The sequence below is a fragment of the Myxococcota bacterium genome, assembly GCA_041389495.1.
Classification (GTDB): domain Bacteria; phylum Myxococcota_A; class UBA9160; order UBA9160; family UBA4427; genus JAWKRT01.
In genome coordinates this window covers 1,201,953-1,226,567 of record JAWKRT010000001.1, presented here as the reverse complement: position 1 = coordinate 1,226,567, position 24,615 = coordinate 1,201,953, and the positions used below count along the sequence as shown (strand labels likewise).

Sequence of the window (24,615 nt, the reverse complement as noted above, 5' to 3'; positions counted from 1 at the left end):
GGAGCCGCGTGCCGCCAGACTCGGCGGCGCCCGCGCGCGCGACGCGCGCGGCGAGGAGGATCGCGAGATGTCCGAGCCCGCTCCCCGGCCGCCCGAGGGCACGCCCGTCCCGCCGCACTCGCCGCTGCGCGAGTACTACGGCGCCGACGCCGAGCGCCATCGCTACGTGATGGATCTCTTCAATCGCACGGCGCGCCACTACGACACGATCGAGCGGATCTTCGGGAACGGCGGGCTGCTCTACCGGCGCCTCTCGATGAAGGCCGCCGGCATGAAGCCCGGCATGAAGGTGCTCGACATCGCGATGGGCACGGGCGCCGTCGCGCGCGGCGCGGCGCGCAACGTCGGGCCGTCGGGCCTCGTCGTCGGCGTCGACCCGAACCCCGGAATGCTCGCGGAGGCCGGCAAGACGTTCCGCGGCCCGCGCGTGCGCGGCGTCGGACAGGCGCTGCCGATCCGCAGCGACGAGTTCGACTTCGTGACGATGGGCATCGCGCTGCGCCACGTCTCCGACCTCGTCGCGACGTTCCGCGAGTATCTCCGCGTGCTCAAGCCGGGCGGCCAGCTCTGGATCCTCGAAGGCCACGTCCCGAAGTCGCGCATCGGCCACGGCCTCACGCGCTTCGCGTGGAAGACGGTGATCCCGGGCCTCACGCTGCTCGCGACGCGCGACCGCGAGGCGAAGCTGCTGATGGACTACTACTGGGACACGGTCGAGCAGGCGGTGCCGCCGGAGAAGATCGTCGCGGTGCTGCGCGAGGCGGGCTTCGAGGACGCGCGCTCGAACGTGATCGTGCCGGGCGCCTTCATCGAGTACCGCGGGCGCAAGCCCGCCGCGCCCGCGCGCGCCGACGCCGCCGCCTAGCGAATCGCCTCCCGCCGCTCGCGCCACAGCGCGGGGTCGACCGCCGCGGCGGCCGCGCGCGCGTCGAGCGCGAGGCCGGCCTCGCGCGCGAGGTGCGAGGCCATCCGCGCGGCGACGCCCGTCGGGTCGCACAGCAGCGCGGCGTGGTCGACGCGCAGCACGCGCGCGCCGAGCGCGTCGAGCGCTGCGGCGCCGCGCGCGGCGCTCGACGCGAACGCGCGGCGGAGCGCGGCGTCCTCGGGCTCGGTGTCGCCGGGCGTCGCCGGGTCGCGCGCGGCGCGCGCCAGCATCGCGGCCTGCGAGGCGAGCACCTCGCCGAGGTCGCGCTCCATCCAGATCGCGACGTAGCGCTCGCCCGCCGGCAGGTGGCGCAGCAGCGGCGCCACGACCTTCACGGCGCGGCCGCGCGCGCGCGCGACGAAGGCGGCGTCGCGCGCGATCGCCCTGACCGGCGCGTACTCGAGGTAGCCGCGCGGGTTGCTCGCGTCGGGCGGGCGCGCGTCGTCGACGAGCAGGGGCACGCCGCCCGCCGCGAGCATCTGCATCGCGAGCGAGGTGCCCGCGCGCGGGAGGCCCGTGACGAGCACGACCGCGTCGCGCGCGGCCGCGTCGCCGCTCACGCGCGGGCGGCGCCGTCGCCCGCCGGCGACAGCACGAAGACCGGAATCGTGCGCGTCTTCGCGCGCCGCTGGTACTCCGCGTACACCGGCGCGCGCGCGCAGATGTCGCGCCACAGCCGCTCGCGCTCGTCGCCCGTCGCCTCGTGCACGCGCACGCGGTGCGCGCGCCGGTCGATGTGCACGGTCGCCTCCGGCGTCGCGCGCAGGTTGTGCGCCCACTGCGGGTCGACGCGCGTGCCGCCGCGCGAGCCGACGATCGCGAGCGGGAAGCGCGCGAGCGCCGGGTCGGCGCCCGCGCCCTCGCCCGCCGCGAAGAAGGGCAGCACGACGCTGCGCGCCCGCCCCGTCCGGCGTCCGGTCGTCGTGAGCACGAGCGGCTTGTTGTAGGGCGCGCCGTAGGCGCGCGAGAAGAGCGCGTTCACGAGCGAGTGGCCGGTCGCGCGCGCGACCAGGACGTCGACCTCGCGGCCGAACTTCGAGGCGCCGAAGCGCACGACGAGGTCGGTGCCCGTCACGCGCGCAGGCTCTTCACGATCCACTCGCTCGCGAGCGTCTGGTTCAGCGACGCGAAGTCGGCGTAGTGGACGAGCTCCTCGGCCGAACGGCGCAGCACGTCGCCCGAGCCGAAGAGCCGCTTCGGGTCGAGCCACTCGTCGAACTCGCGCCAGCGCTCCTCGACGATCGCGCGGTACGGAGGCGCGCCCGGCGTGAGCGCGCGCGCGACGGCGTTGCGCACGTACGACCAGCGCGTCGGGTGGAGCTCGAAGCTGAACGGCGTGTGCTCGTCGTGCCAGCCGCGGAAGAAGGCCTCGTCGGTGAGCCGCTCGGGCTTCGGGAAGGTGACGATCTGCGTGACGCCCGGGCTCCGCTCGCCGTCCTTCCAGGTGCGGTCGACGCACGCCTGCGGCACGGACTCCGTCACGAGGTAGGCGTCGACGCGGCCGCCGAGCGCCTCGAGCGCCGCCGTCACCGGCGCGCGCGCATCGAGCGAGTCGAGCCACACGGACACGACCGATGCGTAGGTGGCGCCCTCTCCGAACAGCTGCTCGGGGCGCACGCGCGGGTCGGTCGCGAGGTCGGCGACCTGCGCGGTCAGCGCGAGCGCGCCGGCCTCGAGAATCGCCGGTGCCGCGGTGGCGAGCAGCGCGTCGCGATGGGCCTCGATCGAATCGCCCGCGCGCCGGCGCAGGACGTAGACGAGCTTCTCCATCGCACGGCCCTCCCATCCACAGGCTTGCGCCGCACAGCCCGGCGCCGCGCAGCCCGGCGCCGCACAGCCCGGCGCCGCGCGCCGTACAGCCCGGCGCCGCGCATCCTACGCCTCCGCGTCGAGCCGCAGGTACATGAGCTGGCTCGCGCGCGCGAGCAGCTGCCGGTCGACGTCCCACAGGTCGATCGTCGACGACGCGTAGCCGTCGCCCGCCCAGTGCGTGCGCGCGTCGGCGAGCAGCCACTCGCTGCGCGTCTCGCGGAAGATCTGCACGGTCAGGTCGCAGCTCGGCGCGAAGAACGTCGGCCCTCCCGGCCCGACGGCCTGCACCACCGACGGCGGCATCGTGTCGCAGACGGGGACGTAGGCGAGCGGGTCGAGCACGCCGTCCTCGCGGAGCGGCGGCACGCGGTACCGCATCCAGCGCGACGCGCGCGCGCGGCCCGGCTCCCAGCCCGTCTCCCACGACGAGCGCACGTTCCACTGCCGCACCTCGAGCTGCTCGAAGAACGGCGACCGGAAGCGCGCGTGCTCGGCCGGCGGCTCCTTCGGCGGCGCGGCGTCCTGCGGCGCGACCCAGTCCGGGGGGCGCACGTCGGTGAACGAGAACCCGCGGCGCGCGCCGCCGAAGACGGCCATCGACACGTGACCGGGCTCGTCGCTGCCGACGTTGCGCAGCGTGGCGCGCAGCTGCGACATGCCGCGCCCGGCGCGCACGACCTCGACCTCGGCCTCGATCTCGCCGTCCGCGACCGGCGACGCGAAGAGCGTCGTGAGCGTGCGCGGCGCGTGCGCGGGGCGCCCGAGCTCCTCGCGCATCGCGCGCAGCGCGATCGCGCTGGCGACGCCGCCGAAGGGGTACACGTGCGCGTTCCAGCTGCGCGGGAGGACGCCGCGGTAGAGCGCGCTCGCGCCCGCGGCCGTCGTCGCGCGCACGCGCTCGAGCCGCGTGTCGTCGAGCAGCGAGGCCGCCGCGGGGCGCGTCGGCGCGGCGCCCGCCTGCGCGCGCGGCGCGTCGTCGAGGTCCATGGGGTGTCTCCGGAATGGGCGGCCGGGGCGCGCGGCGGCGCGAACCTAGCAGGCGACCGGCCCGACGAGCGACCCGCGCCGCCGCTCCCAGCCTCGCGTCCGCGCGTCCGCACGTCCGCACGTCCGCGCGCGCTTCCCGCGCGTGCCGACCGGGCGCGCGTGGTACGGTGCGCGCCCGCTCGAAGTCGCGAGGTCCGCCGTCCGTGTCGCCCGCACCGCCCGACGACGCCTCGCGCCCAGGCTCCGCGCCGCTCGCCGCTCCCGCCGGCGAGCCGCCGCCGAGCTCCCGCTACGCGCACTACGTGCTCGGCGTGCTCACGCTGATGTACGTCTTCAACTACCTCGACCGCTGGGTGCTCTCGATCCTCGTCGAGGACATCAAGGCCGAGTTCGGGTCGTCGGACGCGCTGATGGGATTCCTGCTGGGCCCGGGCTTCGCGGTGTCGTACACGCTGCTCGGCCTGCCGGTCGCGCGGCTCGCCGACCGCCACTCGCGCCGCGTCATCCTGTCGATCGCGTTCGTGACGTGGAGCGCGATGACCGCCGTCTCGGGCGCCGCGCGCAGCATGTTCGAGCTCGCGGCCGCGCGCATCGGCGTCGGCGTCGGCGAGGCCGGCGGCACGGCCCCCGCGCACTCGGTCCTCGCCGACTACTTCCCACCGGAGCGCCGCACGTTCGCCTTCGGCGTCTTCCAGCAGGGCGTGTCGCTCGGCCAGCTCGCGGGGCTGCTCGCCGGCGGCTGGCTCGCGACCGCCTTCGGCTGGCGCGAAGCGTTCTACGCGCTCGGCGTCGCGGGCGTCGCGGGCGCCGCGCTCCTGTTCTTCACGGTGCGCGAGCCCGTGCGCGGGCGCTTCGACGGCCTCGCCGCGCACGGCGCGGACGCCGACGCGACGCCCGGCATCGTCGAGGTCTTCCGCTACCTCTGGCAGCGCCGCAGCTTCCGCGGCATCGCGATCGGCGCCGGCATCGCGTCGTTCGGCGGCACGGGGTTCGGCGTGTGGATGCCCGTGCTGCTCGCGCGCGTGCTCGGCGTCCCGAAGCTCGAGATCGGCCTCGAGTTCGGCGTCGCGGCCGCCGCGTCGGCGGGCGTGGGCGCCATCGGCGCGGGCTGGCTCACCGACCGTCTCGTGCGGCGCGACGTGCGCTGGCTGATGTGGATGCCCGCGATCTCCGTCGCGACGTCGCTCCCCTTCCTGCTCGGCCAGTCGCTCGCGCCGACGGCGGACGTCGCGATCGCGATGGCGATCCCGTCGGGCCTGCTCGGCGCGGGGTGGGCGCCGGCCGCGTACGCGGCCGTGCAGCAGCTCGCGCCGCCGCGCATGCGCGCACTCGCGGCCTCCGTGATCGTCTTCTTCATCACCCTGCTCGGGCAGGGGCTCGGGCCGCAGGCGGTCGGCTGGCTGAACGACGCGTTCGCGCCGCGCTTCGGCGACGCGGCGATCCGCGCCTCGATGTGCGCGGTGCTCGCCTCGTACGTCGTCGCGTTCGCGGCGCTCGTCGCGGGCGCGCGCAGCCTGCCGCGCGATCTCGCGGCCGCGCGCCGCACCTAGGGCGGCGCGCGACGGCGCGCGCCCGGTGGGACGACGGGCGACGCGGTAGAGTCCGCGCCCATGCCCCACCCCCGGCCGCTCCGGCTCGCGTTCCCGCTCTTCACCCCCTCCGTTCGCACGGCACTCCTCGTCGGCGCACTCGCCCTCGCCGCTCCGCTCGCGCCCGTCGTCGCGGACGCGGCCGACGCGCCCGCCGACGCCGACGCCGCGGCCACCCCGGCCGCCGACGCCGTGAAGGCCGACTCCGGGGGCGCGGCCGTGAAGGCCGCGCGCAGCGCGCCCGACGCGCCGTTCGCGATCCGCCCGTCCGTGCAGAACGAGCCGCGCGCCCAGACCGACCCCGCGTCGGGCGACCTCGTCATGATCGGCTACGAGCTCTCGGCGCTGCTCGCGCAGTCGACCGGCGTGCACCCGCGCGACATGATCGGCGAGGGCGGCGTCGACCTCGGCAAGCGCTACGACGTGCTGCTGCGCGCGGGCCCGCAGAAGGACCGCAACCTGCGCGAGGTCTTCGCCGCCGGTGTGCCGGCCGCGCTCGGCCTCGAGCTCGAGCGCCGCACCGAGAAGGTTCCCGTCAACCGGCTGCGCCGCCGCGCGGGCGACCCGCCGCTCGCGCCGTCGACCGCACCCGCGCCGCGCGCCGAAGTCGGCAAGGGGCGCATCGCGGCGACGCGGCTGCCGATGGCCGAGCTCGTCGCGCTGCTGCGCTGGCGCTCGCCCCGCCCCGTCCTCGACGAAACGGGGCTCACCGGCGCGTACGACTTCGTGCTCGAGTGGGACGAGTCGGCCGGCACGCCCGCGCTCTTCTACGCCCTCCAGGACGTGGGGCTCGAGATCGTTCCCGACGAGGGCGAGTTCGCGTTCCTGGTGGTGCGCCCGAAGCCGTGACGGCGCTGCGCCGCGCGCGCGTGCGCGCCCGCGGCACGCGGGCGATGGCGCGCGCCGCGATCGCCGCCGCGTCGCCCGTCGGCGGCGCCTTCCCCGCCGCGAGTGCCGCGCTCGCCCTCGCCGCCTTCGCCGCGTGCGCCGCGCTCTCCGGCTGCGGCGACGCGCCGCCGATCCCGCCGCCGCCGCCCGGACCGCCGCGCTTCGCACACCGCTTCCTGCCGGCGAGCGACGCGTGGATCCCGGAGTCGCAGGTCCCGCGCACGCCGCAGGACGAGCCGCACATGGTGATCTGGGAGCTCAGCGAGCACGCGCCCGACGTCGCGCCGACACCGGCGCAGGAGGCCGCGGCGCGCGACCTCGTCGCGCGTTGCCGCGCGGCCGCCGAGGCGCACGGATGGTTCGCCTTCGAGAAGGGGCTCGCCGACGGCTACCACCTGCTCGCCGGCGATCGCCGCCACTACGTGAACGAGGAGTACCTGTTCGACGGTCGCGTGCTCGACTGCGAGCGCCCCGAGTTCCTCATGTACTACGGAACGCCGCAGGGCAAGCTGCTCGCCGGGGTGATGTTCTACGCGAGCGCGCTCGACGCGCGCGGACCGCAGATCGGCGGGAACCGCACGCTCTGGCACTACCACGTGTGGAAGATCCCGATGTGCCTGCGCGACGGGCTGCTGATCGTCGACCAGGCGCGCGGCGGCGCGTGTCGCGAGGGCGAGCCCGCCCATCGCAGCCCGGAGATGCTGCACGTCTGGTTCCTCGACCATCCCGACGGCCCGTTCGCGACCACGATGTGGCTGTCGCGCGAGGACCTCGAGGCCGCGGACCTCCCGCACGCGGCCGGGCACTGACGTGAGGGCGCGCCGCGCGCGCCGGACGCGGCGCGCCGCGCCGCTCGCCGCACTGCTCGCCGCACTGCTCGCGGCGCTGCTCGGCGCGAGCGCGGCGGACGCGGACGCGGGCGCCGACGACGCGCGCGCCGAGCCCGCCGACGGGCGCGTAGCCGATGTCGCGCTGACCGGTGTCGCGCCCGCCGACGACGACCCCGACGACCCGGTCGACGAGGACGAGCTGCGCGCGCGCCTGCTCACGAGCGACCGCGGCTGGCGCTTCTGGCGCGAGCGCCCGGCGTTCGACGCCGCGGTGCTCGAGGAGGACGTCGAGCGCGTCCGCCGCTTCTACCGCAGCCACGGCTACTACCACGTCGAGGTCGCGTCGCGCGTCGCGTGGAACGACGAGCGCACGCGCGCGCGCGTCGAGATCGCGATCGATCCCGGCGCCCCGACGACGCTCGCGTCGTTCGACCTCGACCTCGATGCGCCGGGCCTCGATGCCGAGGCGCGCGAGGCGGTCGCGCGCGCGGCCGCGCTCGCGCCCGGCGGCCGCTTCAGCCCGCGCCGCTACGAGCGCGCGCGCGACGCGCTGCTCGCGGCGCTCGCCGAACGCGGCCACCCGCGCGCGGGCATCGAGGGCGGCGCGCGCGTGCTGCTCGAGGAGCGCGTCGCGCACGTCGAGTGGCGCGTCGAGCCGGGCCCGCTCGTCGAGGTCGGCGAGGTGCGCATCGAGGGGCTCGACCGCGTCGACGAACGCCACGTGCGCAAGGCGCTCGCGAAGCTCGGCGAGCGCGGCGTGCGCACGGGCGATCGCTATGCGCCGAGCCGGCTTCGCGCCGCGCAGCGCGCCGTCGCGGACCTCGGCCTCTTCCGCAGCGTCGCCGTCCGCCCCGTGCAGCCCGAGGGCGACGCGCTCGCCGCGCAGGACGCGTCGGCGCACGCGACCTGGCCCATCGAGGTCGCCGTGCAGGAGCGGCCGCGCCGCGGCATCCGGCTCGGCGGCGGCTACGGCACCGAGGATCGCTTCCGCGTCCGCGGCGAGTGGGAGCACCGCAACCTGTTCGGCGAGGGCGAGCGGCTCGAGGTGTCGGGCAAGTACTCGTCGCTCGTCGCGGCCGGTCGCGTCCGCTACCTCGACCCGAGCTTCATCGAGCCCGACGTCGAGGCGGAGATCCCGGTCGCGTTCGAGCACGAGACGGAGCCCGCCGCCGACGTCGACCGCGCGTGGGGCGCGATCGAGCTGCGCGTGCCGGTCGGCGGGGGTGTCGTCGCGCGCGCGGGCTACCGCTTCGAGCGCGCGGAGGTGGTGAAGCGCTTCGCGGACCTGCGCGCGTTCGACCCCGCCGCGCCGCTCCAGCCCGACACGTTCCTGCTCGGCTCGGCGACGCTCGGCCTGCGCCGCATCCGCGTCGACGACCTGCTCGAGCCGACGCGCGGCACGTCGTTCGACCTCGAGCTGCGGCCGACGCTGCGCGCCCTCGGGAGCGACGTCGACTACCTGCGCTGGCGCGCGAGCGCGAAGACCTACGCGTCGTGGCGTCGGCTCGTGCTCGCGCTGCGCTTCGAGATCGGCGCGATCCATCCGCTCGGCGGCACCGGCGAGTTCGACGTCCCCGTGTTCGAGCGCTTCTTCACGGGCGGCAGCACGAGCGTGCGCGGCTACGACTACCATCTCGTCGGGCCGCTCGACGCCGAGGGCGACCCGCTCGGCGGGCTCTCGTGGGCGGAGGCGGCCGCCGAGCTGCGCTTCCCGATCTGGGATCCCGTCGGCGGCGTCGTGTTCGTCGACGCCGGCGACATCGAGCGGCGTCCCGCGCACTGGGGCCGGGACGTCTTCCCGGGCGCGGGCGCCGGCCTCCGCATCGCGACACCGGTCGGCCCGCTGCGCTTCGACGTCGCGTTCCCGCTCGACGACGGCGCGCGCATCGACCGCTACGAGATCCACTTCTCCGTGGGGCACGCGTTCTGATGCCGACGACGCGACGCGACGACGAGCGAGCCGGGCCGCAGGACGGCGCGCCGACGCGCGCGCGGCGCGCCGCGCGCGCGCTCGGATACCTGCTCCTCGCCGCCGTGCTCGCGCTCGGCGCGGTCGCGCTCGCGATCACGGCGGTGCGGAGCGGCGTCGGCCGCGGTGCGCTGCGCGAGACGGTCGAGCGCGAGGTCGGCGACGCGCTCGGGGCCGAGCTCGAGATCGGCGAGCTCGCGGGGCGCCTGCTCCCGGACGCCCGGCTGCGCGACGTCGAGATGCGCGTCGACGGCGAGCCTGCGATCGCGTTCGACGAGCTCGTCCTGCGCTTCGACGTCGACACCGCCGTGCGCGACCGTCGCATCGCGATCCGCGAGCTCGAGCTGCGCGGCCTGCGCGTGCGCCTCGCGCGCGACGCGGACGGCGGCTGGAACCTCGCGCGGCTCGGCGCCGACGGCGCGGAGGCGCCGCCCGCCGCCCCCGGCGCGGAGACCGGCGACGCGACGCCCGTCGCGGCGTACCTCGAGCGCGCGCGGCTCGTCGGCGCGCGCGTCGAGCTCGTGCTCGCGCCCGATCGCGCGCCGATCGCGATCGACGTCGACGGCGAGCTCGCGGAGCTCGCCTGGCCGCTCGACGCCGACGCCATCGAACGGCTGCGCGCGAGGCTCGTCGCGCGCATCGCACCGCTCGCGACGTCGGCGGGCGATGCGGGCGGTGCGGGCGGTGCGATCGCAACGGGCGGTGCCGTCGACGCGGGCGATGCGGCGACCGGTGCCGCGGGCGCGCGCGGCGACGGCGACGGCGCGCTGCGCGTCGACGTGCGCGACGGGCTCCTCACCGTCGCGGGCGAGGGCCTCGCGCTGCCCGCGCCCGCCGCGCCCGACACCGTCGCGGCGCGCGTCGACGACGACGCGCGCGCGCCGCTCTCCGACTGGTGGGACGGCGCCCGCGACGCCGACGCGCACGTCGCGCTGCGCCTCGCACGGGTCGATCCCGAGGCGCTCCTCGGCGACGCGCGCTTCGCCGGCGCGCTCGACGCGCGCGTCGGGCTCGCGATCTCGCGCCGCGCGGGCGCGCACGCCGCGGCGGTCGATCTCGCGCTCGCGCCGGGCGAGGTCGCCGGGCTGCGCGTCGAGGGCGGCGCGCTGCGCGCGCGCGCGACCGACGCGAGCGCCTGGGAGGTCGAGGCACTCTCGCTCGACGCGCCGCCGCTGCGCGTGCGCGGGAGCGCGCGCGGCGACGACCGCGCGCTCGCGGCGCTCGCGCTCGACGTCGACGTCGACGATCTCGCCGCGCTGCCCGAGCCCGCGCTCGCGGCCTGGCTCGGCGCCGATCGCGAGCCGGGCTCGCTCGCCGGCGCGGCGCGCCTCGCGCTGCGCGCACACGGCGCACTCGCCGCGCCCGTGCTCGCCCTCGACGCGGACGCGCGCGGGCTGCGCGTCGCCGGCCTCGCGCTCGGCGACGTCCGCGCGGAAGCCTCGCTCGCCGAGCCGTCGGGCGCGCGCGGCGCGCGCCGCGGCGCGGTCGACGTGCACACGTCGCTCGCGCGCGCCGTGCACGCGGACGCGGTGATCGCGGGCGACGGCGTCGATCGCGTGCAGGTCGACGCTCTCGACGTCGACGTCGCGCGCGTCGCGGCGCTCGCGGGCGGCGCGGTCGCGCTGCGCGGCGCGGCGACGCTCGGGCTGCAGCTCGCGCACCCGCTCGGCGACCCGACGGGCGCGCTCACGCTCACGTGGCGCGACGCGGCGATCGAGGGCGTGCCGCTCGACGGCGTGTTCGCGAGCGCGCGCGTCGCCGGCGGCGCGCTCGACTTCGACGCGTCGCTGCGCGAGGTCGGCGAGCGGCGCGTCGCGATCGCCGCGCGCGGCGAGGCGCGGTGGCCGGCGGGCGGCGACACCGCGCGCCTCCTTCGCGCCGAGACGACGCGCGTCGCGATCGAAGGACGGGGCCTCGACGTCGCGATCGCCGCGCCCCTCCTCCCGCGCACGCTGCGCGCGCCCGGCGGCGAGCTCGACGTCGATCTCGCGATCGCGGGCGGTGGGACTGCCCCCGACGTGAGCGGTCGCGTCGTGCTGCGCGACGGCGGCATCGACGTGCCGCTCGCGCGCCGTCGCTATGCCCCGATCGAGGGAGCGTTCTCGCTCGCCGACGGCGTCGTCCACGTCGAGCGGCTCGCGATCGGCCTGCCGAAGGACCGCGACGGAGAGGGCCCGGAGCGGCGCGGCCTCGCGACGATCGAGGGCGACGTCGCGCTCGACGGCCTCGTCCCTTCGTCGCTCGACCTGCGCGCCGACCTCGACGGCTTCCGGCTCTCGAGCGCGCCGATCCTCACGACGGACGTGCGCGGCCGGCTCGCCGTGCACGGGCCGCTCGACGCGCTCGCGATCGAGGGCGACGTGCGGCTCGAGGACGCCAGCGTGCGCCTGCCCGACGAGGACGACCGCGCGCTGCGCGAGATCCAGGTGATCGCCGCGTCGTCGCAGGACACGGCCGCGAGCGAGTTCGCGGAGACGCGCGCGCGCGACGGCGCGTACGCGCGGAGCCGCGTCGACGTGCGCATCCGCGTCCCGCGCAACACCTGGGTGCGCGGGCGCGGCGCGGAGGTCGACCTCCAGGGCGACGTGCGGCTCGCGAAGCGGCCGCACGACGCGCTGCGCGCGGTCGGCGAGGCGCGCGTCGTGCGCGGCTCGCTCGACTTCCAGCGCAAGCGGTTCGACCTGCGGCGGGGCGTCGTCACGTTCGACGGCGGCGACGACCCGGGCGATCCCGTGATCGACTTCGAGGGCGTGCACCGCGTGCGCGACGTGAACGTCGTGATCGAGATCGCCGGACGTCTCTCCGACCCGCCACAGCTCGTGCAGCTCGGCGGCGAGCCGCCGATGTCGCGCGACGAGGCGCTCGCCTATCTCGTGTTCGGGCGCCCGATCGACGAGCTCGCGCAGGCCGAGCGCGGCCAGGTGCAGTCGGCCGCGCTGTCGGTCGCCGCGAGCCTCGCGGCGGGCGAGTTCGGGCGGCTGATCGCGGACGCGGGCATCGTCGACACGCTCGACATCGAGATCGGCGAGGACGGCAGCGCGCAGGCGCTGCGCGTGGGCAAGTACGTCGGCGACCGCACGTTCGTCCGCTACGGGCAGACGTTCGGCGACCAGAGCGAGCAGGAGCTGCAGATCGAGTACCGCTTCACGCGCCATCTGAGCGTCGAGAGCCAGATGAGCACGACCGGCGAAGCGGGCGCCGACCTCATCCTGCGAGCGGAGTACTGAGCCCCGGCACCGGCGGACGATGGCCCGGCTTCGCGAGGACGATCTGCACGCAGCCGATGTGGCGCTCCTCGAACCCGGCCTCGCAGTAGGCGAGGTAGTAGCGCCAGGTGCGGAGGAAGGCGTCGTCGAAGCCGAGCTCGCGCAGCTCGGGCTCCGCGGCGTCGAAGCGCGCGCGCCAGCGGCGCAGCGTCTCGGCGTAGTGCGCGCCGATGTCCTCGAGCGCGACGAAGCGCAGGTCGGTGGCGCGCGCGACGCCGCGCGCGATCCGCTCGACCGAGGGCAGGCAGCCGCCCGGGAACACGTACTGCTTGATGAAGTCGACGTGGCGGCGCGCGGCCTCGTAGCCCTGGTCGCCGATGACGATCGCCTGGAGGGCCATCGCACCGTCGGGAGCGAGACGCTCGCTGCACGCGCGCAGGTAGCCGTCGAGGAAGGCGTCGCCGACCGCCTCGATCATCTCGATCGACACGAGGCGGTCGTAGGTGCCCGCGAGGTCGCGGTAGTCGCGCAGCAGGAGCTCGATGCGCCGGCCCGCCGGATCGCGCGCGAAGCGCGCGCGCGCGCCCTCGTACTGCGCGCGGGAGACGGTCGTCGTCGTGACGCGCGCGCCGTGGCGGCCCGCGGCGTGGAGCGCGAAGCCGCCCCAGCCCGTCCCGATCTCGAGCACGCGCTGCCCCGGCGCGAGCGCGAGCCGACGACAGAGGCGATCCATCTTCTCGACCTGCGCCTCCTCGAGCGTCGCGTCCGGCGCCGGGAAGACGGCGGACGAGTAGGTCATCGTCGGGTCGAGCATGCGCTCGAAGAGCGCGTCGCCGAGGTCGTAGTGAGCGGCGATGTTGCGGCGACTGCCGCGCCGCGTGTTGCGCGCGAGCGGCGCGAGCAGTGCGCGCCCGGCCGACGCCGCGCGCGCGAGCGGCCCGTCGAGACCGCCGAAGAGCGCGGGCTCGGCGACCACGACCCGCAGCAGCGCCGCGAGGTCCGGCGACGACCAGTCGCCGTCGATGTACGCGCGCGCCGCGCCGAGGCTCCCCTCGCGGACGAGACGCGAGTAGAAGCGCGGCGCGTGCACGTCGATGCGCGCCGCGCGCGACGCGTCGGGGCGACCGAACGCGAGCGCCGCGCCGTCTTCGTGCCACGCGACGCGCGACGCCTCGAGGCGCGCGAGCTTCGCGTGGAGCGCCGCGCGCACGCGCTCCTGCAGCCGGCTTCGCGCTTCGCGGGACGCGCGGTCGGCGGTGGGTCGGAAGGCGACGTCGGTCTGCGTCACGAGACGGGCTCCTCGGCGTCCGCGGGCCGTGCGGCGAGACGGCGCGGATGCGGGTGGAAGGGCGCGCCGAGCAGGGCGATGCGGAGCGCGCGGGCGTAGATGCCCGCGAGCGTCGCGAGCGGCGCGCACGCGCCGCGGCGTCCCTCGGCGAAGGGGCGTCGCGCGAGCCGGAGGCGCGCGGCGAAGCGCACGCCGTCGCTCCCCACGTCGTCGATCGCGACGTCGAGCGTCTCGCCCGGAAGCGAGAGCCGGAAGCGGTGCGCGACGTCCATGCCGAGGAACGGCGACACATGGAACGTCTTGCGGACGGAGACGTCGAGCGCGGCGCCGCCGGGCGCGGCGGCGCCCGCGTCGGGCGCGAGCACGTAGGTGTGGCGCTCGCCCCAGGGCGTGTTCGAGACGTCGGCGACGACGGCCTCGATCGCGTCGCGCGAAGGCGACAGGCAGTAGAAGAAGCTCACGGGGTCGAAGCGCACGCCGAGCTGGCGCAGCTGCGTGAGGAGCGCGATCGGCCCGCGAGGCCGCGCGCCCGTCCGGCCCTCGACGAGATCGCGGATCGCGACGTCGAGCGGCGTCGCCGCGTCGCCGGGGTGGTCGGCGCGCCGGAAGCAGCGGCGCGCGAAGCGGCGCGTCGACACGAGGCCGTCGCGCACGAGCATCGGGATCTCGTCGAGCTCGAGCCAGTACATGCGGACGCGCGGCTCGAACGCGTGCGCGGGGTGGCGGCGCGCGTGCACGACGGTGCCCGTGTAGAAGGCGCTCCTCACGCGCCGCGCCCCGCGCGCGAGCGCCGCCGCGCATGGGCCTCGAGCGCGGCGACGGCCCGGTGCGCGCTCGCGACGCCGTCCTCGTGGAACCCGTGTCCCCAGTAGGCGCCGGCGTAGTAGGTGTGCCGTTCGCCCTGGAGCTCGCCGTGTCGCGCGCGCGCCGCGACGGCGCGCGCATCGAAGACCGGGTGCGCGTACTCGAACCGGCCGAGTACCGCGTCCTCGCGGACGGGCTCGCTGGCGTTCAGCGTCACGAGCAGGGGACGCGGCGTGTCGAGCCCCTGCAGGAGGCTCATGTCGTAGGTGACGGTCACGCGCTCGCCGTCCGCGACGGGAACGCGGTAGTTCCACGCGGCGCGCGCGCGGCGCGCGCGCGGGAGGTGGGATTCGTCGGTGTGCAGCACGACGTCGTTCGCCTGGTACGCGATCGCGCCGAGGACGTCGCGCTCGCGCGCGGTCGCGTCGGCGAGGAGCGCGAGCGCCTGGTCGCTGTGGCAGGCGAGGACGACGGCGTCGAAGCGGTACGCGCCGCCCGCTTCCGTCGCGACCTCGACGCCTTCGGCGTCGCGTCGGATCGACGCGACCGGCGCGCCGAGCCGGACGCGCTCGCGGAAGCCCTTCGCGAGCGCGTCGACGTAGCGGCGCGAGCCGCCGCGCACCACGCGCCAGCGCGGGCGATCGGAGAGCGTGAGCAGGCCGTGGTTCGCGAAGAACTCGAGGAACGCGCGCGCCGGGAAGGCGCGCACGTGCTCGGCGCGCACCGACCAGATGGCGCCGCCCATCGCGAGCAGGTGGTCCTCGCAGAACGCGGCGCCGTAGCGCTCGCGCTCGAGCCAGTCGCCGAGCGACACGCCCTCGAGCGCGTCGTCCTCGAGCGCGCGCGCGGCCGTGCGGTAGAAGCGCGCCGCGTCGCGCAGCATCGCCAGGTAGCGCGGCCGCAGGAGGTGGCGCGGCGACGCGAGCAGGCCGCTCCAGCTGCCTCCCGCGTACTCGATTCCCGTGCGATCCGAGCGGAAGCCGAAGCTCATCCCGGTCGGGCGCGTCTCGACGCCGAGCTCGCGCAGGAGCGCGGTGAAGCGGGGATAGTTGCGCTCGTTGTAGACGATGAAGCCGGTGTCGACCGCGACGGCCACCCCGTCGACCTCGACGTCGACCGTGTGCGCGTGGCCACCGAGCCACTCCGATGCCTCGAAGAGCTCGACGTCGTGCGCCTCGCACAGCCGGTGCGCGCACACGAGGCCCGCGACGCCGCCGCCGACGATCGCGACCCTCACGCGCGCCGCTCCGTCGGGCGCAGGAGGTAGTGGCCGACGAGCCATTCCTCGCCGTCGCGGAAGGCGAACAGCTCGGCGCACGCCATGAAGAACATCCGCCAGCGCTGCAGCGCGCGCGCCGCATCGACGTCGGCGCCGCCGGCGGCGGCGAGCACGCGCCGGAGCGCGTCGCGCTGCGCGTCGGCGCGCGCGAGCCAGGCCTCGGCCGTGCGCGCGTAGTGCGTGCCCGAAACGCGCCAGCGGGCCTCGACCGCGAGCGCTCCGCCCACGGCCTCCGGCAGGTCGAAGGACGGCATGATCCCGCCGCTGAAGAAGTTCCGCGCCATCCAGTCGGTGCCGCCCTCGTCCTCGAAGCGGTACGGGTGGGCGCGGTGGCAGAAGACGTGCTGGAAGAAGCGCCCGTCGGGCGCGAGCCAGCGCGCGATGCGCGCGTAGAGCGCGTGCCAGTCGCGCACGTGCTCGAACATCTCCACCGAGACGACGCGGTCGAAGCCCGCCGCGGGGAGCTCGAGGAGCGCCGCGTCCGCCGTCCGCACCTCGACGTTCGCGAGGCCCCGCTTCGCGCAGCGATCGAGGAGGAACGCGCGCTGCGTGCGCGAGTTCGAGACCGCGAGCACGCGCGCGCGCGGGAAGCGCTCGGCGACGAAGGTCGACAGCGAGCCCCATCCGCAGCCGAGGTCGAGGACGCGCATGCCGTCCTCGAGACCCGCGCGCTCGCACGTGAGCGCGAGCATCTCCTCCTCGGCGCGCGCGAGGTCGCCGTGGTCGTCGGCGAACCACGCGCAGCTGTACTTGAGGCGCGGACCGAGGACGCGCTCGAAGAGCTCCGCCGGCACCTCGTAGTGCTGTCGGTTGGCTTCGGCCGCGTGCGTGAGCACGGGCTGCGCGCGCATCGCGCGCGCGAACTCGCGCGCCGAGCGCGCGGTGCGCGCCTCTCCGCGCGCGCGCAGCGCGACGATGCGCCGGATCGCGAAGCGGACGATCGCGTCGGGAACGCGGCCCGCTTCCGCCAGCGCGATGCCGCGCCCGACGACACCGCCCGAAGCCGGCTCCCGCTCCCGATCGCTCGTCGCCACGCGCCGCCTCCTCGCGAGCGCGCACCCTAGGTCGCGGCCCGCGACCGTCAAACGCGCGATGCGCGGAGCGACTAGACGTGGTTGCGCAGCATGAGCTCGCGCGGATGCGGGTCGAGGAAGACCTGCCCGAGCAGGTAGTCGACCTCGCACGCGCGCGCGTGATGGCGCAGCAGCGTGAGCGGCACGACGAGCGGAACGAGGCCCGCGCGATAGTCGTCGACGAGCTGCGCGAGCTCGCGGCGGTCGTCCGACGAGACGCGACCGCGGAGGTGGCCCGTCATGTGGTGCAGCGCGTTCGCCACGCGACCGCGCGAGGCGAGCCGGCGGAGCGCGCCCATGAAGCCCGCTTGATAGGCGTCGCGGAAGCCCGCGCGCGGGAGCTCGCGCACGCGCGCGACGAGCCGACCGAGCTCGCGGTAGGACTCGTTCGAGTGCGCCATCACCTGGATCTTGTGCGCGGTGTGGAAGGCGACGACGTCGCGCGCCCGCCAGGGCCCGGCGAACAGGTCCCGCACGCGTCGATAGGCGAACAGGCGCTCGATGAAGTTCTCGCGCAGGCGCGGATCGTGGAGACGCCCTTCCTCCTCGACCGGGAGGTCGGGCATCGCCTCGAGCAGCGCGGCGGCGAAGAGCCCGCGGCCGTCGCGGCGCACGGGCTGGCCTTCGCGGTGGACGCGCACGCGCTCCATCCCGCAGCTCGGCGAGTCGCGCTTGAGGACGTAGCCGGCGAGGTCGAGCCCGCGCAGGTCGCGCACGCGGGCCCGCGCCTGACGCTCGAGCGCCCGCGTGCGGTCGCGGCGCGAGCGCGTCTCGAGCGCGCGGAGCGCCCCGCCCTCCTCCACCAGCTGGATCGACGGGCGCGGCGTGCCGAGGCCCGCCTCCACCTCGGGACACACGGGCACCCACTCGACGAACGGGCCGAGCTGGTCGACCAGGAACGCGTCGCGCTTGTGGCCGCCGTCGTAGCGCACGCCGTTGCCCAGCAGACACGACGAGACCCCGATCCGAAGGCGCGCCTCAGCCATGCGTCGTCCACGCTCCCGCGGCGATGCGCCGCCCGATCTCGGCCGCGCGGAAATCGAAGATGCGATCGAGCCGCGCGCGCACGAGAGGGTGCGCGAGGTCGCCGAGCGGCGACAGGGGAAGCGCGTAGTGCACCGTGTCCCGCATGCGCGTCGCGGCTCCGCCGTCGATGTCCTCGAAGCGGTGCTCGTGGCGCCAGAGCGCGAACGGGCCGCGGCGCTCCTCGTCGACGAAGCCGTGCGGCGGATCCCAGCCCGTGATCTCGGTCGTCCAACCGAACGGGACGCGGAAGAGCGAGAGGCGGTATTCGATGCGCGCGCCCGCGCGCATCGCGATGGGCAGCGGCGTCACGAAGCGGAAGCGCAGCTCCGGCGGGGTGATCGCCTCGAGGTTCCCCGCCTCGGCGAAGAACGGGAACACCGCGTCGCGCGGGAGCGGCAGGTCCTGCGCGCGCTCGAGCGTGCGGACGCGCCGCGTCACCGGCGGGCCTTCGCGCGACGCCTCGCGGGCTTCGCTCTGGTCGCGCCCGCGCCCGGCGCGCGGCCGATCGCGCGGCGGTAGCGCGCGAGCGCGCGCTCGCGCGCCTCGGCGTGGTCGACGCAGGGAGCGGGGTAGTCGCAGGCGGCGCGCGCGTCGGCGTCGGGCGCGTGGATCTCGCGCGCGTCGAGGCGCGCGAGCTCCGGTACGAAGCGCCGCACGTAGTCGCCGTCGGGGTCGAAGCGCCGCCCCTGCGACGTCGGGTTGAAGATGCGGAAGTAGGGCTGCGGGTCGGTGCCCGTCGACGCCGACCACTGCCAGCCGCCGTTGTTCGACGCGGGGTCGCCGTCGACGAGGCGCTCGAAGAAGAGCCGCTCGCCGCGGCGCCAGTCGATGCCGAGGTCCTTCGTCAGGAAGCTCGCGACGATCATGCGCACGCGGTTGTGCATCCAGCCCGTCGCCGCGAGCTGCCGCATGCCGGCGTCGACGATCGGGAAGCCCGTGCGACCGTCGCGCCAGCGCGCGAAGAGCGCGTCGTCGCCGTCCCACTCGAGCGCGTCGAAGTCCGCGCGGAAGGACCCGCGCGCGATGCGCGGGTGCTCCTCGAGCTGCGCGGCGTAGAAGTCGCGCCAGCAGAGCTCGCCGACCCAGCGCGCGGCGCCCTCGCGCAGCCGGGCGTCGCACGCCGCGGCGTCGGTCGCGGCGCGGATGCAGTCGCGCGCCGACACCGCGCCGAACCGCAGGTGGGGCGAGAGCCGCGACGTGCCGTCGACCGCGGGGAGGTCGCGCGCCGTCGCATAGCGAAGCAGGCCGCGCTCGACGAAGGCCTCGAGTCGCCGCCGCGCGGCGGCCTCGCCCGCGACCGGGATCGACGCGCGCTCGTCCGCGGCGGACGCCGCCGCGCCGCCGCGACGCTCCGCGCGCGCGAGCCCCGCCGCGAGCGTGCCCGCACGCGCGTCGCGCACCGCGCACGGGCGCGGGAGGCGCGTCGCGCACGGCGCGCCGAGCCCTTCCTCGGCGAGCCGCGCGAGCCACGCGCGCTGATACGGCCCGAACACCTGGTACAGGCCGCCGCTCTTCGTGCGCAGCTCGTCGGCTCCGAAGACGACCGCGTCCTTCGGCGCGAGCACCCGCACGCCCGCGCGCTCGGCGCGCGCGCGCACGCGCGCGTCGCGGCTCGCGCCATAGGGCGTCGTCGCGCGCGCGAACGAGAGCCACTCGGGACGCGCGCGCGCGAGGAACCGGTCGAGCTCGCGCACGGGCTCGCCGCGCAGGACGTGCAGGGCGTGGCCGCGGCGTGCGAGCTCGCGCTCGAGGCGCTCGACGCCGTCGAGCAGGAAGCGCACGCGCGGCGCGTCGGGCGGCGCCGCCGCGAGCAGGCGCGGGTCGAGCACGAACGCGAACGCCACCTCGTCGCAGCGCGCGGCGAGCGCATCGATCGCCGCGTTGTCGCGCAGCCGGAGATCCGATCGGAACCAGTGGACGCCGCGCGTCACGCGCGCCCGCGCGCCGACGGCGCGGCACAGCGGTCGCCGTCGCACGCCGGTGCGCGACGGCCCGGGAGGTGCGGCCGGACGAGCGCGAAGAGCGCGTAGAGCGCGTCGAAGAGCGGACGCAGACCGCGCCAGCCGGTGGGCGCGAGGAGCGCGCCGAGGCCCACTTCCGCCCAGGCCGCGCGCAGCGCATCCATGCCGGTGCGCCACGCGCCGTCGGCGGTCCGCGCATGGAGCCGGCCCATCAGCGCCGCGCGATCGAGTCCGATCGCGGCCGGGTCGAAGTCGGGCGCGGCGATGTCGGTGAAGCGCAGTCGACCGGCGCGATCGCGCGCCGACAGCCACGCGACCTCGCGCGCGCAGAGCGGGCAGTCGCCGTCGAAGAACACCTCGAGCCGCGCGGCGCGCGGCGGCGCGCGGCGACCGGCCGCGGCACCCCGCGACGCGGACACGGATTCGACAGCGGCGAGGTCGTCGTTCATGCTGCCGCGCATCATGACTCGCCGCGCACGCCCGTCGAGCCCGCCATGAGCCGGGCCGTCCGCTCCGCCGCCGAGGAGCCGTCGTACTCGATGCGCGACGTCGTGCGGGCGACCGGGCTCTCGGAGCACGCGCTGCGCGCCTGGGAGCGGCGCCATCGCGCGATCGAGCCGCAGCGAAGCCCGGGCGGAACGCGTCGCTACTCGTCCGAGGACCTCGCGCGCATCCTCCTGCTCAAGCGGCTCGTCGACGGCGGCGCGCGCATCGGCGAGCTCGCCGCGCTCCCGCACGACGCGCTGCTCGAGCGCGCCGCGGCGCGCGAGCGGCGCGCGGCGCCCGACGATCCGCCCTGGGCCCCGGCGCTCGAGGCGCTGTCGCGCTTCGATGCCGAAGCGGCGCAGCGCCTGCTCGCGCACGAGCTCGCGGCGCGCGGCGCCGTCGGGTTCGCGACGCACGTCGCACTGCCGCTGCTCGCGGAGCTCGGCGAGCGCTGGCACCGCGGCGAGGCGGGCCCCGCGACCGAGCACCTCGCGACCGCACTCGCCCGGCACCTGCTCGGCGACGCGGTGCGCGCGCGCGCGCGCGGGCCGGAGACGACGACCGTCGTCTGCGCGACGCCGCAGGGCGAGCGCCACGAGCTCGGGCTCGTCGCCGGCGCGATCGTCGCGGATGCGGCGGGCGCGCGCGTCGTGTTCCTCGGCGCCGACCTCCCGCCCGGGGAGATCGCGCGGGCGGCCCGCGCGGCGCGCGCCGACGTCGTCCTGCTCGCGCTGACGGCGCTGCCCGAGGCCGCGAGCGCGCCCCAGCTCGCCACTCTTCGCGCCGCCCTGCCCGCGCGCACGGAGCTGTGGCTCGGCGGCCCGGCCGCCGCGGCGCCGCGCGGTCCGGGCGTCCGGATCCTCCGCGATTTCGAGGAGCTCGACCGGCATGTGCGGATGCGAGTCCGCGCCGGGCCGGCCGCGGACGGCGGTGCGGCCACCTCGATGGTCTAGATTTTTTCTTGACATTCTCGCGTTCCTCGCCGATGCTGCCCGCCACGCGCCCAGGGCGGAGACGGGAGGTTCGCGATGACCCGGAACGAGGCGACGCAGCCGCGATCGAGCGCCGAGGGCGGAGACGCCGTCGGCCGCTACCTGCGAACGATCGGCCAGATCCCGGTGCTCGACGCCGACGCGACGAGCGCGCTGTGCACCGAGATGCGCGCGCGCGCCGCGCGCTTCCGCGAGCTCGCCTACGCGCTCCCCGACTTCGCCTCGGCCATCGTCGACGACTGGCGCGCGCGGCTCGAGGAAGGACACGTCACGGGCCGCATGAGCGCGCGCCACCGCGACGGAACGGGAACCGACTACAGCGGCGAGATCGATGCCGCGCTCGCGCGCGCCGAGGCCGAGCTCTGCCGCGCGCAGGCGCCGAACGCCGCGGCGCGCGCGCGCGTGGCGAGCGCGCTCCACGACGCCGGCCTGTCGCTCGAGCTCGTCGTGCGGCTCTTCCGCGCGAGCCTCGCGGCGCGCGAGCGACGCCGCCTCCCGGCCGCGTGGCGCGAGGCCGCGCGCGAGCTCGACCGCCACGCGGAGCTGAAGAACCGGTTCGTGCGGCACAACCTGCGGCTCGTCGTGTCGATCGCGAAGGGCTATCGCGGCCGCGGGCTCGGCTTCTTCGACCTCATCCAGGAAGGCAACGTCGGCCTGATCCGCGCCGTCGAGAAGTTCGACCACGAGCTCGGCTACAAGTTCTCGACCTACGCGGTGTGGTGGATCCAGCAGGCGATCGCGCGCGCGGTGCGCGTGCAGCCGGAGACGGTGCAGACGCCCACGCACGTCGCGCAGCGCGCGGCGCGCGTCGAGCGCGCACAGGCTGCGATCTTCGCGCGCGAGGGCCGGCGCGCGACGGCGGAGGAGCTCGCCGCGCGCGCGCGCACGAGCGCCGAGGAGGTCGAGGTGCTGCGCACGGCGCGCGCGCACACCGTGTCGATCGAGGCGCCCGTCGCGGGCACGGACTCGCTGCAGCTCGCCGACCTGCTCGCGGACGAGGAGGCCGGTTCGCCGGTCGACGATCTCGACCGCGAACGCATCGCGCACGTGCTCTGGAACGCGATCGAGGACCTCCCCGATCGCGAACGCACGATCCTCCGCTACCGGTTCGGGCTCGAGACGGGCGACGCGGAGACGCTCGAGCAGGTGGGGCAGCGGCTGTCGCTCTCGCGCGAGCGCGTGCGGCAGCTCGAGCGCGGCGCGCTCGCCGCGCTGCGCGCGAACGCTGCGGTCGCCCCGCTCGGCGTGTGCCTCGAGGCCGTCGCGCCCTGACCGGGCGGCGCGCTACGGCGCGAAGACGTTGCCTCCGCCGTCCGTGCCGCCCGACACCGTCGTCTGGAACTGCACGACCGTGTTGTCGCGGTAGACGCCGACGCCGCCCGCGTTGAAGCGCAGGCCGAGCGTGCCCGCGCCGACGCTCGCGTTGGAGATCGTGTTCCGCTCGAGGACGGCGGCCGTGTTGTTCGAGGAGTAGATCGCGTTCTCCGCCGACTCGGTGACACGGTTGTCGGCGACGACCGAGGCGTTGCCCGTCATGCGGATGGCGTACGAGGCGAAGCCACCCGGCGCCGCGGCGGTGTTGGCGACCTCGTTCCCGACGACGCGCGCGTCGCTCGTCGGCTGGCAGAAGATCCCGTAGACGTCGCCGGCGTCTCCGGCGGTCGAGCCGCCCGTGCGCGTGATGCGGTTCCCGCGGATCTCGACGCCGCCGAGGCCGCTCGCATCGATGCCGCGCTCGAGGCTCCCGTCGATGGTCATGTCCTCGATGCGGATCGAGTAGCCGAGCCCGACCGACACGACGCCGTTGCGGAACCCGACGAGGCGCCCGTTGCGCACGACGACGCGGGAGACGTCGGAGATGCGCACGCCCGTCGCGTCCGTCGCCGCGCCGGCCCCGGACGCGTCGATGCCGAGCCCGTTGAAGTCGAGCGTCACGTCGGACGACTGGATCTCGATCGCCGCGCCGCTCGAGAGCGCGCGCTCGAGATCCTTCTTCAGGCAGTACACGCCGGGCCGCGAGATCACGGTCGGCACCCGCGAGATGGCCTTGCAACGCACCGTCTCGGCGTGCGCCGCCGGCGCCGGCGCGAAGATCGCGAGAACGAACGCGAGCGCGACGATCGAGCCCGTCGCGCCCCTCACCGAACGAGCGACCCACGACATGCGACCCCTCCTCGCGCGCGGCTGCGCGCAGCGAGGTGGATAGCTCGCGGCCCGCCCGCCGTCAGTGACGCCCCGCAGTGACGGGCGCGTCGAGCGCGGCGCCGCGCGTCTCCGGCAGCCACCGCAGCAGGAGCGGAAGCACGGCGAGGTGCGCGAGCCCGAGGAGCGCGACGGCCGGCCCCGTCGCCCCGAGGCGCAGCCCGAGCGCGCCCACGAGCCCGGGCGCCGCGATCATGCCGAGCCGCCCGACGACGTTGCTCGCGAGGCCGTTCGCGGTCGCGCGCAGCTCGGTCGGGAACAGCTCGGCGGTGATCGTCTGCGCGATCGACCACATCCCGCCGAGCGACGCCATCGCGAGGTACCCGGCGACGACGAGCGCCCGCGCGTGCGCGAGGTAGGCGAGCGCGGAGGCGCCGGCCGCGAGCACGAGCACGCAGGCGAGCGCGCGCCGGCGCCCGAAGCGATCCATCGCGACGCCCGCCATCGCATAGCCGGCGAACTGGAGCACGCCGCCGGTCGTGAGCCAGAGGCTCACGTCTCCCGGCGTGAAGCCGCGTTCCTGCTGCGCGTAGAGCGCGAACGGGAAGATCGCGCAGGCGTTCCAGAAGTTGATCGAGAGCCAGACGAGCGCCGCGGCCGCAGCCCGTCGCCAGCGAGCGGGCGCGACGAGCGCGGCCGCTTCGCGCAGCGCCCGTGCGGGCGTGCGCGGCTCGAGGCGGTGGAACGCCGGCGGCTCGCGCAGCCACGCGACGTAGAGCGGGAGGAGCGCGATCGGCGCGGCGCCGAGGGCGTAGAGCCCGCGCCACCCGAAGCCGAGCTCGACGCTCGTCGAGAGCAGCGCCGCGGGAACGATCGCGCCGACGCTCGCGAATGCGCCCATCGACGCGTTGAGCCTCCCGCGCCGCGCAGCGGGCATCTCCTCCGAGAGGAGCACGTAGGCGAGCGCGAGCTCCGTCACCATGAACATCCGCGCGACGACCTGGCAGGCGGTGAACTCGCCGAGCGTGCGCGTGGCCGCGGTGGCGAGACACGCGAGCGTGTAGCCGGCGAGCGCGAACAGGAAGGTCGGCCTGCGTCCGACGCGGTCGGCGAGCGCGAGCGGAACGAATCCGAGCAGCGCGCCGACGTTGATGACCGAGAGCATCGAGAAGAGCGCCTCGTTCGCGACGCCGAGCTCGGCTCCGAGCTGGTGGAGCACGGTCGTCGTGACGAGCGTGTCGAAGCCCTCGAAGAAGGTCGCGATCGACACGAGTCCGAAGAGCCGCCGTTGGTAGGTGTCGAGCGCGCCGGCGGCCATCGCGGCGATTCTACGCGGCGCCCGCGGAGGCCACGAGCGG

General features: G+C 76.2%; 22 protein-coding genes. 8 read left to right on the top strand and 14 right to left on the bottom strand.

Annotation, left to right across the window (positions count from 1 at the left end):
• Positions 1-67: 67 nt before the first annotated feature.
• Positions 68-865, top strand: coding sequence for a class I SAM-dependent methyltransferase (locus tag R3E88_05445; protein ID MEZ4215903.1), 798 nt, complete (start codon positions 68-70; stop codon positions 863-865).
• On the opposite strand, the gene R3E88_05440 is transcribed toward R3E88_05445, so the two are convergent.
• The 4 genes from R3E88_05440 to R3E88_05425 form a co-directional block, all read right to left on the bottom strand.
• Positions 862-1,485: a hypothetical protein gene (locus R3E88_05440; protein ID MEZ4215902.1), complete on the bottom strand. Its 624-nt coding sequence runs from the start codon at positions 1,483-1,485 to the stop codon at positions 862-864. The two genes, R3E88_05445 and R3E88_05440, sit on opposite strands and share 4 nt — an antisense overlap.
• Positions 1,482-2,000, bottom strand: a complete 519-nt coding sequence (locus R3E88_05435; GenBank protein ID MEZ4215901.1) for a nitroreductase/quinone reductase family protein — start codon at positions 1,998-2,000, stop codon at positions 1,482-1,484. Before R3E88_05435 ends, R3E88_05440 begins: the two co-directional genes overlap by 4 nt.
• Positions 1,997-2,695: a hypothetical protein gene (locus tag R3E88_05430; GenBank protein MEZ4215900.1), complete on the bottom strand. Its 699-nt coding sequence runs from the start codon at positions 2,693-2,695 to the stop codon at positions 1,997-1,999. Before R3E88_05430 ends, R3E88_05435 begins: the two co-directional genes overlap by 4 nt.
• Before the next feature lie 105 nt (positions 2,696-2,800).
• Positions 2,801-3,724: a thioesterase family protein gene (locus tag R3E88_05425; protein ID MEZ4215899.1), complete on the bottom strand. Its 924-nt coding sequence runs from the start codon at positions 3,722-3,724 to the stop codon at positions 2,801-2,803.
• Between the two features lie 203 nt (positions 3,725-3,927).
• On the opposite strand from R3E88_05425, the gene R3E88_05420 reads away from it, so the two are divergent.
• Genes R3E88_05420 through R3E88_05400 form a run of 5 tightly spaced genes read left to right on the top strand, consistent with a single transcriptional unit; the run spans position 3,928 to position 12,227 of the window.
• Positions 3,928-5,274 (top strand): MFS transporter, encoded by a 1,347-nt coding sequence (locus tag R3E88_05420; protein ID MEZ4215898.1) that lies wholly within the window; start codon positions 3,928-3,930, stop codon positions 5,272-5,274.
• Positions 5,275-5,334: 60 nt separating this feature from the next.
• The gene (locus R3E88_05415; protein ID MEZ4215897.1) at positions 5,335-6,162 is read left to right on the top strand and encodes a TIGR03435 family protein; all 828 of its coding nucleotides are present in this window, start codon (positions 5,335-5,337) and stop codon (positions 6,160-6,162) included.
• A 44-nt stretch (positions 6,163-6,206) separates the two neighbouring features.
• Positions 6,207-7,010, top strand: a complete 804-nt coding sequence (locus R3E88_05410; GenBank protein ID MEZ4215896.1) for a hypothetical protein — start codon at positions 6,207-6,209, stop codon at positions 7,008-7,010.
• A 1-nt stretch (position 7,011) separates the two neighbouring features.
• The gene (locus tag R3E88_05405; protein ID MEZ4215895.1) at positions 7,012-8,961 is read left to right on the top strand and encodes a BamA/TamA family outer membrane protein; all 1,950 of its coding nucleotides are present in this window, start codon (positions 7,012-7,014) and stop codon (positions 8,959-8,961) included.
• A complete protein-coding gene (locus tag R3E88_05400; protein MEZ4215894.1) occupies positions 8,961-12,227 on the top strand; it encodes a translocation/assembly module TamB domain-containing protein in 3,267 nt (1,088 codons plus the stop codon). Before R3E88_05405 ends, R3E88_05400 begins: the two co-directional genes overlap by 1 nt.
• On the opposite strand, the gene R3E88_05395 is transcribed toward R3E88_05400, so the two are convergent.
• The 8 genes from R3E88_05395 to R3E88_05360 all read right to left on the bottom strand — a co-directional run bounded on the left by R3E88_05395 (position 12,205) and on the right by R3E88_05360 (position 20,086).
• Positions 12,205-13,494: a cyclopropane-fatty-acyl-phospholipid synthase family protein gene (locus R3E88_05395; protein ID MEZ4215893.1), complete on the bottom strand. Its 1,290-nt coding sequence runs from the start codon at positions 13,492-13,494 to the stop codon at positions 12,205-12,207. The two genes, R3E88_05400 and R3E88_05395, sit on opposite strands and share 23 nt — an antisense overlap.
• Entirely contained in the window at positions 13,491-14,261 is a 771-nt protein-coding gene (locus R3E88_05390; protein ID MEZ4215892.1) for a DUF1365 family protein, read from the bottom strand. Before R3E88_05390 ends, R3E88_05395 begins: the two co-directional genes overlap by 4 nt.
• Positions 14,258-15,535 (bottom strand): FAD-dependent oxidoreductase, encoded by a 1,278-nt coding sequence (locus R3E88_05385; protein ID MEZ4215891.1) that lies wholly within the window; start codon positions 15,533-15,535, stop codon positions 14,258-14,260. Before R3E88_05385 ends, R3E88_05390 begins: the two co-directional genes overlap by 4 nt.
• Positions 15,532-16,554, bottom strand: a complete 1,023-nt coding sequence (locus R3E88_05380) for a cyclopropane-fatty-acyl-phospholipid synthase family protein (protein MEZ4215890.1) — start codon at positions 16,552-16,554, stop codon at positions 15,532-15,534. Before R3E88_05380 ends, R3E88_05385 begins: the two co-directional genes overlap by 4 nt.
• 128 nt (positions 16,555-16,682) lie before the next feature.
• Positions 16,683-17,636, bottom strand: a complete 954-nt coding sequence (locus R3E88_05375; GenBank protein MEZ4215889.1) for a DUF523 and DUF1722 domain-containing protein — start codon at positions 17,634-17,636, stop codon at positions 16,683-16,685.
• Positions 17,629-18,114: an SRPBCC family protein gene (locus tag R3E88_05370; GenBank protein ID MEZ4215888.1), complete on the bottom strand. Its 486-nt coding sequence runs from the start codon at positions 18,112-18,114 to the stop codon at positions 17,629-17,631. Before R3E88_05370 ends, R3E88_05375 begins: the two co-directional genes overlap by 8 nt.
• Positions 18,111-19,607, bottom strand: a complete 1,497-nt coding sequence (locus R3E88_05365) for a deoxyribodipyrimidine photo-lyase (GenBank protein MEZ4215887.1) — start codon at positions 19,605-19,607, stop codon at positions 18,111-18,113. The genes R3E88_05370 and R3E88_05365 overlap by 4 nt, the downstream gene beginning before the upstream one ends.
• Positions 19,604-20,086, bottom strand: coding sequence for a DUF393 domain-containing protein (locus tag R3E88_05360; protein MEZ4215886.1), 483 nt, complete (start codon positions 20,084-20,086; stop codon positions 19,604-19,606). Before R3E88_05360 ends, R3E88_05365 begins: the two co-directional genes overlap by 4 nt.
• 45 nt (positions 20,087-20,131) lie before the next feature.
• On the opposite strand from R3E88_05360, the gene R3E88_05355 reads away from it, so the two are divergent.
• Positions 20,132-21,076, top strand: coding sequence for a MerR family transcriptional regulator (locus R3E88_05355; protein ID MEZ4215885.1), 945 nt, complete (start codon positions 20,132-20,134; stop codon positions 21,074-21,076).
• Positions 21,077-21,151: 75 nt separating this feature from the next.
• Positions 21,152-22,387: a sigma-70 family RNA polymerase sigma factor gene (locus R3E88_05350; GenBank protein ID MEZ4215884.1), complete on the top strand. Its 1,236-nt coding sequence runs from the start codon at positions 21,152-21,154 to the stop codon at positions 22,385-22,387.
• A gap of 12 nt (positions 22,388-22,399) precedes the next feature.
• Here R3E88_05350 and R3E88_05345 read toward each other — a convergent pair whose 3' ends face one another.
• Both R3E88_05345 and R3E88_05340 read right to left on the bottom strand, forming a co-directional pair.
• Positions 22,400-23,278 (bottom strand): right-handed parallel beta-helix repeat-containing protein, encoded by an 879-nt coding sequence (locus R3E88_05345; GenBank protein ID MEZ4215883.1) that lies wholly within the window; start codon positions 23,276-23,278, stop codon positions 22,400-22,402.
• 61 nt (positions 23,279-23,339) lie between these two features.
• On the bottom strand, positions 23,340-24,575 hold the full coding sequence (locus R3E88_05340) for an MFS transporter (protein ID MEZ4215882.1): 1,236 nt from the start codon (positions 24,573-24,575) through the stop codon (positions 23,340-23,342).
• Between the last annotated feature and the right edge of the window lie 40 nt (positions 24,576-24,615).

Bases quoted from the DNA above. Each gene is read 5' to 3' on its own strand.
- R3E88_05350 (MEZ4215884.1), top strand. From the start codon at position 21,152: ATGACCCGGAACGAGGCGACGCAGCCGCGATCGAGCGCCGAGGGCGGA.
- R3E88_05430 (MEZ4215900.1), bottom strand. From the start codon at position 2,695: ATGGAGAAGCTCGTCTACGTCCTGCGCCGGCGCGCGGGCGATTCGATC.
- R3E88_05415 (MEZ4215897.1), top strand. From the start codon at position 5,335: ATGCCCCACCCCCGGCCGCTCCGGCTCGCGTTCCCGCTCTTCACCCCC.
- R3E88_05355 (MEZ4215885.1), top strand. From the start codon at position 20,132: ATGAGCCGGGCCGTCCGCTCCGCCGCCGAGGAGCCGTCGTACTCGATG.
- R3E88_05375 (MEZ4215889.1), bottom strand. From the start codon at position 17,636: ATGGCTGAGGCGCGCCTTCGGATCGGGGTCTCGTCGTGTCTGCTGGGC.
- R3E88_05340 (MEZ4215882.1), bottom strand. From the start codon at position 24,575: ATGGCCGCCGGCGCGCTCGACACCTACCAACGGCGGCTCTTCGGACTC.
- R3E88_05445 (MEZ4215903.1), top strand. From the start codon at position 68: ATGTCCGAGCCCGCTCCCCGGCCGCCCGAGGGCACGCCCGTCCCGCCG.
- R3E88_05400 (MEZ4215894.1), top strand. From the start codon at position 8,961: ATGCCGACGACGCGACGCGACGACGAGCGAGCCGGGCCGCAGGACGGC.
- R3E88_05425 (MEZ4215899.1), bottom strand. From the start codon at position 3,724: ATGGACCTCGACGACGCGCCGCGCGCGCAGGCGGGCGCCGCGCCGACG.
- R3E88_05410 (MEZ4215896.1), top strand. From the start codon at position 6,207: ATGGCGCGCGCCGCGATCGCCGCCGCGTCGCCCGTCGGCGGCGCCTTC.
- R3E88_05345 (MEZ4215883.1), bottom strand. From the start codon at position 23,278: ATGTCGTGGGTCGCTCGTTCGGTGAGGGGCGCGACGGGCTCGATCGTC.
- R3E88_05360 (MEZ4215886.1), bottom strand. From the start codon at position 20,086: ATGAACGACGACCTCGCCGCTGTCGAATCCGTGTCCGCGTCGCGGGGT.